The organism is uncultured Halomonas sp., from assembly GCF_947501415.1.
Taxonomy (GTDB): Bacteria; Pseudomonadota; Gammaproteobacteria; order Pseudomonadales; family Halomonadaceae; genus Halomonas.
Genome location: NZ_CANMVL010000018.1, coordinates 1 through 12,145, shown reverse-complemented (window position 1 = coordinate 12,145; position 12,145 = coordinate 1). Strand labels below are relative to the sequence as shown.

Annotated in this window: 11 protein-coding genes; 8 read left to right on the top strand and 3 right to left on the bottom strand. The window is 65.0% G+C overall.

What is annotated here, in order from left to right; all coding sequences use genetic code 11:
• Positions 1–29 precede the first annotated feature (29 nt).
• The 3 genes from Q0894_RS12445 to Q0894_RS12435 form a co-directional block, all read right to left on the bottom strand.
• On the bottom strand, positions 30–608 hold the full coding sequence (locus Q0894_RS12445; RefSeq protein ID WP_299235841.1) for a hypoxanthine-guanine phosphoribosyltransferase: 579 nt from the start codon (positions 606–608) through the stop codon (positions 30–32).
• A gap of 90 nt (positions 609–698) precedes the next feature.
• Entirely contained in the window at positions 699–1,721 is a 1,023-nt protein-coding gene (nagZ, locus tag Q0894_RS12440; RefSeq protein ID WP_299235915.1) for a beta-N-acetylhexosaminidase, read from the bottom strand.
• A gap of 17 nt (positions 1,722–1,738) precedes the next feature.
• On the bottom strand, positions 1,739–2,404 hold the full coding sequence (locus Q0894_RS12435) for a TetR/AcrR family transcriptional regulator (protein WP_299235839.1): 666 nt from the start codon (positions 2,402–2,404) through the stop codon (positions 1,739–1,741).
• A 229-nt stretch (positions 2,405–2,633) separates the two neighbouring features.
• On the opposite strand from Q0894_RS12435, the gene lexA reads away from it, so the two are divergent.
• From lexA to Q0894_RS12395, 8 genes are all read left to right on the top strand, one after another.
• A complete protein-coding gene (lexA, locus tag Q0894_RS12430; protein WP_299235837.1) occupies positions 2,634–3,281 on the top strand; it encodes a transcriptional repressor LexA in 648 nt (215 codons plus the stop codon).
• On the top strand, positions 3,253–4,326 hold the full coding sequence (gene dinB / locus Q0894_RS12425) for a DNA polymerase IV (protein ID WP_299235835.1): 1,074 nt from the start codon (positions 3,253–3,255) through the stop codon (positions 4,324–4,326). The genes lexA and dinB overlap by 29 nt, the downstream gene beginning before the upstream one ends.
• 341 nt (positions 4,327–4,667) lie before the next feature.
• Complete coding sequence (acnB, locus tag Q0894_RS12420; protein ID WP_299235833.1) at positions 4,668–7,271, top strand: bifunctional aconitate hydratase 2/2-methylisocitrate dehydratase; 2,604 nt, start codon at positions 4,668–4,670, stop codon at positions 7,269–7,271.
• A gap of 317 nt (positions 7,272–7,588) precedes the next feature.
• Positions 7,589–8,209 carry a porin family protein gene (locus Q0894_RS12415; RefSeq protein ID WP_299235831.1) on the top strand — a complete coding sequence of 207 codons (621 nt, stop codon included), beginning with the start codon at positions 7,589–7,591 and terminating at the stop codon, positions 8,207–8,209.
• A 382-nt stretch (positions 8,210–8,591) separates the two neighbouring features.
• Positions 8,592–8,798 (top strand): DUF6494 family protein, encoded by a 207-nt coding sequence (locus Q0894_RS12410; protein WP_299235829.1) that lies wholly within the window; start codon positions 8,592–8,594, stop codon positions 8,796–8,798.
• A complete protein-coding gene (locus Q0894_RS12405) occupies positions 8,791–9,741 on the top strand; it encodes an ABC transporter ATP-binding protein (protein ID WP_299235828.1) in 951 nt (316 codons plus the stop codon). Before Q0894_RS12410 ends, Q0894_RS12405 begins: the two co-directional genes overlap by 8 nt.
• The gene (locus Q0894_RS12400; protein WP_299235826.1) at positions 9,738–10,499 is read left to right on the top strand and encodes an ABC transporter permease; all 762 of its coding nucleotides are present in this window, start codon (positions 9,738–9,740) and stop codon (positions 10,497–10,499) included. Before Q0894_RS12405 ends, Q0894_RS12400 begins: the two co-directional genes overlap by 4 nt.
• 168 nt (positions 10,500–10,667) lie before the next feature.
• A partial coding sequence (locus Q0894_RS12395; protein ID WP_299235824.1) for a vWA domain-containing protein occupies positions 10,668–12,145 on the top strand: 1,478 nt, incomplete at its 3' end.

The window sequence follows — 12,145 nt, the reverse complement described above, 5'->3', positions numbered from 1 at the left end:
GCCGGCCTCCCACCAGCAGTTAGCACTGCTTATAGACCTTTGGGTGCGAAGATCCCCGGGGCGTTGCGCCAGTAGCCCTTGATATCCATGCCGAAGCCGTACACGTAGCGGTCGGCGACCTCCAGGCTGCAGTAGTCCGCCTTGAGGCCGGGAACCGCCTTGCGGTCGTGCTGCTTGTCGACCAGCACGGCGGTGCTGACGCTGGCCGCCCCCGCCTCGCGGCAGTAGTCGAGGATGGCGGCCAGGGTCGCGCCCTCGTCGAGGATATCGTCGACGATCACCACATGGCGTCCGGCCATCGGAATCTCCGGCGATACCCGCCAGAACAGCTCGCCACCCCGGGTCTTGCCGCGGTAGCGGGTGGCATGCAGGTAGTCCACCTCCAGTGGGAAGCCGAGACGGGTCAGCAGATGGCCGGTGGTAATCAACCCGCCATTCATCACGCAGTAGAAGACCGGCAGCTTGTCACCCAGATCGTGGGTGATCTCCTCCGCCATGCGGTCGAGGGCGCGCTCGACCTCTTCCTGGCTGATCAGGCAGTCGGCGCTGGCCATCAGGTCGCGCATATCGGTCAGCGATTGATGGGTCTCGGGATCGAGTCGGGACATCGAAAGGGTCTCGTAGTGAATTAACAGATGGGGTCAGACCCCATGACTTGGGGGTCTGACCCCAGAAGTGGGCCCATGAGTGGGATGGGATTACCCCATGGCCTCGAGATGGGCATGCAGACGGCGCCAGCGAGAGAGTGCCGACAGGCTCTCCAGTGCCGGCCGCGCCCGCGCGAAGCTGAGCTTCGAGAGGCGCGGGGTGGCGCGGTGGTCACGGCAGGCATCGAGCACTTCCAGGGCGGCCTGACGATCATTGCAGACCAGCAGCATGTCACAGCCGGCGGTGAGTGCCGCCTGCGCACGCTCGGCAGGCGAGCCCGCCGAGGCGGCACCGGCCATGCTCAGGTCGTCGGAGAAGATAACCCCTCGGAACCCCAGGCTTTCCCGCAGCATGCCGAGCCAGGCCGGCGAAAAGCCCGCGGGACGGCTGTCGAAGTCGGAGTAGACGACATGGGCGGGCATCACGGCGTCGAGCCGCGAGGCCAGCCGCTCGAAAGGGACCAGATCGTGGGCACGCAACGCCTCAAGGGGACGGTCGTCGACCGGCAGCTCGTGATGTGAGTCGGCCGCCACGCCCCCATGCCCCGGGAAGTGCTTGCCCACCGCCACCATGCCGGCCTCGTGGAGGCCGTCGATAAAGGCGCCGGCCAGCGCCGTCACGACCTCGGGAGAGGAGGAGAAGCTGCGATCGCCGATCACCGTGGAGGTACCACCATCCACATCGAGCACCGGCGCGAAGGTAAGGTCGAGACCGCAGGCGGCCATCTCCATGCCCAGCAGCCAGCCGGTGTCCTGACACAAGCGCCGGGTCTCCTCCGGCCGGGTATCTACATCACGCCCCAGGCGGCGCATGGCGGGCAGCCGCGTCACTCCCTCGCGAATCCGCTGAACGCGCCCGCCCTCCTGGTCGATGCCGATCAGAAGGTTGGGCCGCAGCCGACGAATTGAGTCACACAGCTTTCGAACCTGACCGGCCGAGTCGACATTGCGGGCGAACAGGATCACGCCGCCGACCTCCGGGCGACACAGCAGGTCGGCCTCATCGGCCGTCAGCCGCGTGCCCTCCAGATCCAGCATCACCGGCCCCAGGGGCTGTCTATGAGTCTGTGACATGGGTGTCTGAGACATGATCAGACCTCCTGAGAGGCGTAAGAGAGATGAGCCGGCACCGGAGCCTGCATGGCGGCGACCACCACCGGCCGCAGACGGCGCACCAGGTCGCGCACCGTGACATGTTCCGCGTAATCCTTCTCGGCGATATCACGCAGCGCATCCAGGCCCGAGAGGGTGAAGATCACAGAGCCGAGCATGAAGTGCAGACGCCAGAAGCGTTCGCTATCGGGCAGCTCCGGCGTGGCCTGGCGAATCAGCGCGGTGAAGCGCGTAAAGACGCTGCCATACTCTTCTTGAATATAGCGGCGCAGGTGGCCCTGGGCCTGACTGTAGGCGAGTCCGAGCAGACGCATGAATACCTTGAGGCTGTTGCGCTCCGCCGGCACCTCCAGCACGCTGCTGGCCATGGTCTCGAGCAGGCGCTCCAGCGGTATGGCCTGATCGCCGTAGTGCGCCTCGAGCTCGTCCAGGGCACGATGAAAGCGCTCGGTGAAGGGGTCGAGATAGCGCGCGAAGACCGCCTGAATCAACGACTTCTTCGAGCCGAAATGGTAGTTCACCGCCGCCAGGTTGACCTTGGCCTTGCTGGTAATGGTGCGCAGCGATGTCTCGGCGAAGCCACGCTCGGCGAACAGCACCTCGGCGGTGTCGAGGATCCGGGTGACGGTATCATTCTGTGCCATGCTGGGTGCGTCCAGTTATAAACATTTGTTTGAAATCTAGCGCAATTCTACGCTAGTGGGCAGTTTGGGCTCAACGCTCGGGTAACGCATCGTTTAAAACGGCTCATGCGCGTGTTGTTCACGCGCCCTGGTTGGCCAGGAACACAGCTGACCACCTCTGGATTACTGTACGGAACGTCATGCTGTATACTTGATCAATACGCTTGCGCCATTCGCACAGGAGGTTCCCATGGCTCGTCCGCTGACCCAGCGCCAACAGAACGTCTACGACTTTATCGTCAAGACCATGCAGGAGCTCGGTTATCCACCGACCCGGGCGGAGATCTCCCGAGCGATGGGGTATCGCTCGCCCAATGCCGCCGAGGAGCATCTGCGCGCACTCGAGCGCAAGGGCGCCATCCGCATGATCTCCGGCACCTCGCGGGGGATTCGCTTGCCCGCCCAGGAAGCGGAGGCCGAGACCGAGGAGGCCCCGGCGCGCCAGTTGCCGATCATCGGTGAAGTGGCGGCGGGCAGCCCGATCCTGGCCGCCGAGCATATCGATCGCTACTGCCCGCTGCCCCCGGAGTATTTCACGCCCCGTGCCGACTACCTGCTGCGAGTCCGAGGCCTGTCGATGAAGGAGATCGGCATCCTCGAGGGCGACCTGCTGGCGGTGCACCGCACCGACCGAGTGCGCAATGGTCAGATCGTGGTGGCGCGCCTGGAGGATGAAGTCACCGTGAAGCGCTTCCAGCGCAAGGGGCACCAGGTGACCCTGGTGGCGGAAAATGCCGATTTCGCCCCCATCAAGGTCGACCTGCGGCACGACCCGCTGGAGATCGAAGGCATCGGTGTTGGCGTGATCCGTGGCGGCAACGGTCAATCCCTCTCCTGAGCGCAAGATTCTCCACGCCGACTGCGACTGCTTCTATGCGGCGGTGGAGATGCGCGACAACCCTGCGCTGCGCGACATTCCGCTGGCCATCGGCGGTAGCGTCGACCGGCGCGGGGTGATCGCCACCTGCAACTACCCGGCTCGGGCCTTCGGCATCCACTCGGCGATGCCCACGGCCCGCGCACTCCGCCTCTGCCCTCACCTCACCCTGCTGCGCGGCGACTTTGACAAGTATCGCGAGGTCTCGCGCCAGATCCAGGCGATCTTCCATGAGCTGACCCCCTTGGTGGAGCCGCTCTCGCTGGACGAGGCGTTTCTCGATGTCACCGGCGTGGAGCGCTTCTCGGGCAGCGCCACCTGGATGGCGCAGTGGATCAAGCAGGAGAGCCTCAGGCGTACCGGGATCACCGTCTCGGTGGGCGCGGCCTCCAGCAAGTTTTTGGCCAAGATCGCCAGCGACTGGGAGAAGCCCGATGGGCTGACCGTCATCCCTCCACACCGGGTAGAGGAGTTCGTCAGCGCGCTGCCGGTAAAAAAACTCCACGGCGTGGGCCCGGCCACCGGCGCTCGCCTGGATGCCCAGGGCATCGACACCTGTGCCGAGCTGCGCAAGCTTCCCATCGTGCGGCTGGTGGAGGAGTTTGGCAAGTTCGGCAAGCGCCTCTTCGAGCTGGCCCGCGGCATCGACGACCGTCCGGTCAAGCCCGAGCGCGAGCGCAAGTCGGTCAGCGTGGAGACCACCTTCTCCCGTGACCTGCCCGATCTCGCCCACTGCCGGGAGGCACTGCTGCCGCTCTGCGAGAAGCTGGAGGAGCGCCTGGCACGCCACGGCCACCCCGCCCTTGCGGGCATCGTCATCAAGGTACGCTTCGATGACTTCAGCCTGACGACCCTGGAGAGCCGTGGTCTGGCGCCCTCCCCCGAGAACTACGCCAGACTGCTGGAGCAGGCCTGGCGGCGCGGCCAGCGCCCCGTCCGCCTGCTCGGCGTCGGCACCCGGCTGGTGGAGGCCGATGCGAGGCGCCAGCTCAACCTGCCGTTGTGAGCCCTCCCCTTTTGGGGTCAGACCCCAAGGCTTAGGGGTCTGACCCCATAAGGGGAGGCTTAGGGGTCTGACCCCATAAGGGGGGAGGCTCCTGTAGTACAACCCACATCCCGCCGACCAAAGTGCAAGGCCCGCCCCCATGGGCTTCTCTTAACATTGTCGACAGTCTCGCGTAGAATCGCCGCCACCTGAAACGGGGACTTCCACCCCTGTTCCACGCGCCAGAGGCTTGTTCCGGTGGTGTTTCTACCGGGTAGCGACTCTACCGGGTCACGATTCCATCGGGTCGCGATTCCACCGGGTCGTGACACTCTGGCCCCACACGCAATGAGGGCCCTAACGTGCTTGAAGCCTATCGCCAACATGTCGAGGAGCGTGCCGCCGAAGGCGTGCCGCCTAAGCCGCTGAACGCCGAGCAGGTCGCCGCCCTGGTGGAACTGCTGAAGACTCCGCCGGCCGGTGAAGAGGAGTTTATCCTCGATCTGCTGACCAACCGCGTCCCGCCGGGCGTCGACGAGGCCGCCTACGTCAAGGCCGCCTTCCTGACCGCCATCGCCAAGGGCGAGGCCGAGTCCCCGCTGATCGACAGGGTCCACGCCGTCAAGCTGCTGGGCACCATGCAGGGCGGCTACAACATCGCCTCGCTGGTCGAGCTGCTCGACGACGCCGACCTGGCCAAGGAAGTGGGCGAACAGCTCAAGCACACCCTGCTGATGTTCGACGCCTTCCACGACGTGGAAGAGCGCGCCAAGGCGGGCAACGCCGTGGCCAAGGATGTCATCCAGTCCTGGGCCGACGCCGAGTGGTTCCTCGCAAAGCCCAAGCTGGACGAGAAGATCACCCTGACCGTCTTCAAGGTGCCTGGCGAAACCAACACCGACGACCTCTCCCCGGCCCCGGATGCCTGGTCGCGCCCCGATATCCCGGTGCACGCCAACGCCATGCTCAAGAACGAGCGTGACGGCATCGAGCCGGAAGAGCCGGGCGTCAAGGGCCCCCTCAAGCAGATCGAGGAAGTGAAGGCCAAGGGCTTCCCGGTGGCCTATGTCGGCGACGTGGTCGGCACCGGCTCCTCGCGCAAGTCCGCCACCAACTCCGTGCTGTGGTTCTTCGGTGACGATATCCCCAACGTTCCGAACAAGCGCGCCGGCGGCTTCTGCTTCGGCGGCAAGATCGCCCCGATCTTCTTCAACACCATGGAAGACTCCGGCGCCCTGCCGGTCGAGATGGATGTCTCCAAGCTCGAAATGGGCGACGTCATCGACGTCTACCCCTATGAGGGCAAGGTGTGCAAGCACGGCACCGATGAGGTGCTCACCACCTTCGAGCTCAAGACCCAGCTGATCCTCGACGAGGTGCGTGCCGGTGGCCGTATCCCGCTGATCATCGGTCGCGGCCTGACCACCAAGGCACGTGAGTCCCTGGGCCTGCCCGCCTCCGACGTCTTCCGCCTGCCCGAGCAGCCCGCCGACACCGGCAAGGGCTTCACCCTGGCCCAGAAGATGGTCGGAAAGGCCTGTGGCCTGGACGGCGTGCGCCCCGGCATGTACTGCGAGCCGAAGATGGCCACCGTAGGCTCTCAGGACACCACCGGCCCGATGACCCGCGACGAGCTCAAGGACCTGGCGTGTCTCGGCTTCCAGGCCGACCTGGTGATGCAGTCCTTCTGCCACACCGCCGCCTACCCGAAGCCGGTCGACGTGGATACCCACCACACCCTGCCCGACTTCATCATGAACCGCGGCGGCGTCTCCCTGCGTCCGGGTGACGGCATCATCCACAGCTGGCTGAACCGCATGCTGCTGCCCGACACCGTGGGCACCGGCGGCGACTCCCACACCCGCTTCCCGCTGGGCATCTCCTTCCCGGCCGGCTCCGGCCTGGTGGCCTTCGCCGCCGCGACCGGCGTGATGCCGCTGGATATGCCGGAATCCGTTCTGGTGCGCTTCAAGGGCAAGCGTCAGCCGGGTGTCACCCTGCGTGACCTGGTCCACGCGATCCCCTACTACGCGATCCAGGACGGCCTGCTGACCGTCGAGAAGTCCGGCAAGAAGAACGCCTTCTCCGGTCGCGTGCTGGAGATCGAGGGTCTCGAGGACCTGACCGTGGAGCAGGCCTTCGAGCTCTCCGACGCCTCCGCCGAGCGCTCCGCCGCCGGCTGTACCATCACCCTGTCCGAGGACAGCGTGAGCGAGTACCTGAAGTCCAACATCACCCTGCTCAAGTGGATGATCGCCAACGGCTACGGCGACCGTCGTACCATCGAGCGCCGCATCCAGGGCATGGAAGAGTGGCTGGCCGACCCGAGCCTGATGCGCGCTGACAAGGACGCCGAGTACGCCGAGATCATCGAGATCGATCTCGACGAGCTCAAGGAGCCGGTACTCTGTGCGCCCAACGACCCAGACGACGCACGCCTGCTCTCCGAGGTGGCCGGCGAGAAGATCGACGAGGTGTTCATCGGTTCGTGCATGACCAACATCGGCCACTTCCGCGCCGCGGGCAAGCTGCTCGAGAAGCAGCCGGCCGGCAGCCTGAAGACCCGCCTGTGGCTGGCTCCGCCGACCAAGATGGACCAGCACCAGCTGACTGAAGAGGGCTACTACGGCATCTATGGTCGTGCCGGGGCACGCATGGAGATGCCGGGCTGCTCGCTGTGCATGGGTAACCAGGCGCGCGTTGCCGCCAAGAGCACCGTGGTCTCCACCTCCACCCGTAACTTCCCGAACCGCCTGGGCGACGGTGCCAACGTCTACCTCGCCTCTGCGGAACTCGCGGCCGTGGCCGCCGTGGAAGGCCGCCTGCCCAGCGTCGACGAATATCGCCGCTACATGAGCGAGTTCGACGCCATGGCCGGCGAGATCTATCGCTACATGAACTTCCACGAGATCGAGGAGTATCAGAACGCCGCCTCCGATGTGATTCCGATCGCTCAAGAGGCCTGAGTGCCGCGGCTCTGAGACCCTCAGCTTCGACTCCGATGCTCGCAACATCGTAGGCCGCCGTCCGCGGCGGCCCGGGTCTCGAACCCGTAGGTCGATAAACGAAGCGCCCCATCCGGGGCGCTTTTTTTATCTCACCAGCAGATGCGGTGCGGCTCATTTACCCTAGGGGGTGACCGTCGCTAAATACCGACTCCACCCTACTAGCGGTAACTAATTCAAACTTTAGTGTTACATGCATATTCACTAGGGTGAGCGCTCTGCCCATCGAGGTGGCACTGCCATCCGGGTGTTCCCGTTTAATCGAGAAGGAGCCTCTCATGACGATACCGTACACCACCGCACTGCGCCCCCTGTCCCTCGGCGGTCTGGCGATCGCCGCCATCGCCCTCTCTCCGCTGGCCCTGGCGGACGGGGCCGAACACCGCGGTCTCTACCTGGGGGCAGGCGCTGGCTTCGGCTCGCTCGAAAACGATCGGGATGAGGTCGCTGATTTCGTCGAAGGGGGTGTCGAGGATTTCGATATCGACGATGACGATAACGTTGCCAAGCTTTTCGTCGGCTATGACCTCAACCGCTACCTTGCCGTGGAAGGCTTCTACAGCGACCTCGGCGAGGTGCGCCTGAAGGGCAACGATGCCGTCAACGCCGAGCTCGAGTCCAAGGCCTATGGCGCGAGCCTTGTCGGCAAGCTGCCGCTCACCGACTGGTTCACGCTCTTCGGCAAGGCCGGCCTGGCGCACTGGGAGACGCAGAGAAACGGCAACCTCGGCAACTTCCAGCAGAAGCTCAGCGACCAGGACGGCACCGACCCGGTATACGGAGTCGGCGCCCAATTCCAGCTGGACCCCATGCTGCTGCGCGCCGAATACGAGCGCTACGACTTCGATAGTGACTATACCGTCGATGCCTTCACGGCCTCCGTGGGCTGGCGCTTCTGAGCCCGGACACGGGGCTCGCAACATCGTAGGCCGTCGTCCGCGGCGGCCGAAGCCGATACCAAAGCGCCCTTCGGGGCGCTTTTCTTCATTCTCCTTAGACTAACGTGAAACTTGTCGATAGTAGGGATCGGTCTGGCATCCCGGCTCCGCATCGTGACCGAAGGCCTCCCCGGGTGACGGTACCAGGATCGGCAGCACCGCCGAGGCGCCTTGAGGCGCCCGTCGCGAGCGGAGCCTCCCACCTACCATGTCATTTCCAGCCCAGGTTCCATTTCCAAACCAAGTTCCATCTCCAGCCTGAATGCCATCGGCGGCGAGGCGACAGCCTCGAACAGTCACGGTAGGATGGAGATCAATCCCTTCTTGCTAAAGGAGCCTTGTCATGAACCAGGACGCGTTTCAGCACAGCATCCGCGCGCTGCTCAAGAATGTCGGCGTGAATACCCAGCAGGAGATCGAGAAAGCCGTTCAGCAGGCGATCGAAGAGGAAAAGCTGAAGGGCAACGAGCACCTGCCGGCGCGTGTCACCGTGGAGGTGGATGGTATCGACCTGGCACTGACGTTCGACAGGGATATCACCCTTGAGTGAGGCGCGGGACAGCACGGTCATCCGCGTCGAGGGGCTGGGCAAGACTTTCTCGGGGGGCTTCGAGGCCCTCAGGGATATCGACCTGGAGATTCGCCGCGGCGAAATCTTCGCCCTGCTCGGCCCCAACGGGGCCGGCAAGACCACCCTGATCAGCGTGATCTGCGGGCTGGTCAACCCGAGTCGCGGGCGTGTGCTGGTCGATGGCCACGACAATGTGCGTGAGTTCCGCGAGGCACGGGCGCGCATCGGCCTGGTGCCCCAGGAGCTGACCAACGACGCCTTCATCAAGGTGCGGGATACGGTGAGCTTCAGTCGCGGGCTGTTCGGCAAGCCGAAGGACCCCGCGCATATCGAGAAGGTGCTGCGCTCGCTGTCGCTATGGGAGAAGCGCAACAACCGCATGATCACGCTCTCCGGCGGCATGAAGCGCCGGGTGCTCATCGCCAAGGCGCTGGCCCACGAGCCCGAGATCCTGTTTCTCGACGAGCCCACCGCCGGCGTCGATGTCGCCCTGCGCCGCGACATGTGGGAGGTGGTACGCCAGCTGCGTGACAGCGGGGTAACCATCATCCTCACCACGCACTATATCGAGGAGGCCGAGGAGATGGCCGACCGTATCGGGGTGATCCGCTCGGGGGAGCTGGTGCTGGTGGAGGAGAAGCAGGCGCTGATGCAGCAGCTAGGCCGCAAGGAGCTCACCCTCCACCTGCGCGACCCGCTGGACTCGGTGCCGAAGCGCCTCGCCCGTCATCGCCTGACGCTGGCCGAGGAGGGACACGCCCTGGTCTACGCCTATGACGCCACGGCAGACGAGGATGATGGCACCGGTATCGCCGGGCTGCTGGCCGACCTGGAGGCCGCGGGCATTGCCGTCAAGGATCTGCACACTCGCCAGAGCTCCCTGGAGGAGATCTTCGTCAATCTGGTCAAGGAGACGACGTGAATCTCGAATCCGTCAAGACGCTCTACCGTGCCGAGATGGCCCGCAGCCTGCGCACCGTGTTGCAGAGCATCGTCTCGCCGGTGCTCTCCACCTCGCTCTACTTCGTGGTGTTCGGCTCCGCCATCGGCAGTCGGATCAGCGAGGTGGACGGCATCAGCTACGGGGCCTTTATCGTGCCGGGCCTGATCATGCTGATGCTGCTCACCCAGAGCGTCTCCAACGCCTCGTTCGGCATCTTCTTTCCCCGCTTCTCGGGCACCGTCTACGAGGTGCTCTCCGCGCCCATGTCCTACTGGGAGGTCGTCGCGGGGTATGTGGGGGCCGCGGCCAGCAAGTCGCTGATCCTGGGGGTCATCGTGCTGATCACCGCACGCCTCTTCGTGCCCTACTCCATCGAGCATCCTGTGATGATGGCACTGTTCCTGGTGCTGACGGCAGCAACGTTCAGCCTGCTGGGCTTTATCATCGGCACCTGGGCCGATGGCTTCGAGAAGCTTCAGCTGGTCCCGCTGCTGGTAATCACGCCGCTGACCTTCCTCGGCGGCACCTTCTATTCCATCGATATGCTGCCGCCCTTCTGGCAGGCGGTCACCCTGGCCAATCCGGTGGTCTACCTGATCAGTGGCTTCCGCTGGAGCTTCTATGGCATCAGCGACGTCAGCCCCTTGATCAGCCTGGGAATGATCGTGCTGTTCCTGGCCGCTGCACTGACGGTGGTGGCCTGGATCTTCCGCACCGGCTACCGGCTGAAGCCCTAGCCAAAATCCGCGTAAATTCCCGACCGCCCCCACTCGGGCGGGGATCAGTCACCCCGACAGGAGTCCCCCCCGCGACTCGCCCCAGGCTCCCCGTTGAATGGAGGGGGCCCCTGGGCGCCCTCCTTGCCTATGCTGAGTGTGGATCCACTCGCAGCCTGGAGGTACCCGATGGCACGCTTCGCTCAGCCACTAATTCTGTTCTCTGCGGCGTTGCTGGTGGGGGCCTCCCCCGCCATGGCCGACCGGGTCAGTGTCCTGGTGCTCGATGCTTCGGGCTCCATGTGGAATCACATGGAGGGCAACAGCACCCGCATCGAGGTGGCCCGGGACGTTATCGATGAGTATCTGCAGGGTCGCAATCCCGAAATCCCGCTGAGCCTACTGGCGTATGGACACAACCGTCGTGGGGACTGCGGCGATATCGAGGTCATCGCCACCATGGAGCTCCAGCGTGCCGAGACCCTGGCCGAGCAGATCCGTGCATTGAATCCCCAGGGCATGACCCCCATCGCCGAGAGCCTGGCGCTGGCCGCCGAGCAGATTCCGCGCACCGCCGAGGCCGCCGATATCATTCTGGTGACCGATGGCCTGGAGACCTGCGACGGCGACCCCTGTGCCGTGGCGGCGCGGCTCGCCGAACAGGGCTTGGCGATTCGCGCCCATGTGGTGGGCTTCGGGCTCAGTGACGAAGAGATCCAGCAGCTCTCATGCGTGACCGACCAGACCGGTGGCGAGCTCTTCCAGACCCACTCCGGCGCCGAACTGGCAAGCGCCCTCTCTCGGGTGGAGGAGGCCGCCGCCGAGCCAGCGCCCGAACCCGCGCCGGAACCAGCACCAGACCCCGTGCCCACCGCCGAGCTGACCACCGACGACACGGCGCCCGCAGGCTCGGTGATCGAGGTCGAATGGGAGGGACCCGACAACCCCCGGGACTACATCACCATCGTCGAGGCCGGCGCCCCCGAGGGGAGCTATCTCGACTACACCCGCACCAACCAGGGATCACCGCTGACGATCACCGCTCCGGATGCACTGGGCAGCTACGAGATCCGCTACGTGCATCAACAGAGTGGCGATACCCTGGCGACTCACCCGGTGACCCTGACCCCGGTGGAGGCCAGTCTTGACGCCCCCGATGAGGCCGTGGCGGGCTCGGTAATCGAGGTCGACTGGGAGGGGCCCGACAACCCCCGGGACTACGTCACCATCGTCGAGGCCGGTGCTCCCGAGGGGAGCTATCTCGACTACACCCGCACCAACCAGGGATCACCACTGAGGATCACCACCCCGGATGCGCTGGGCAATCACGAGATCCGCTACGTGATCCAGCAGTCCAAGCGCACCCTTGCCAGTCAACCGATCACTCTTACGCCGGCCTCCGCCAGCATCACGGCTGCCGACGAGGTCGTGGCGGGCTCGGTGATCGAGGTCGAATGGGAGGGACCCGACAACCCCCGGGACTACATCACCATCGTCGAGGCCGGTGCTCCCGAGGGGAGCTACCTCGACTACACCCGTACCAACCAGGGGTCACCATTGAGGATCACCGCCCCGGATGCACTGGGCAACCACGAGATCCGCTACGTGATCCAGCAGTCCAAGCGCACCCTTGCCAGCCAGTCGATCACTCTCGTGCCTGCAACGGC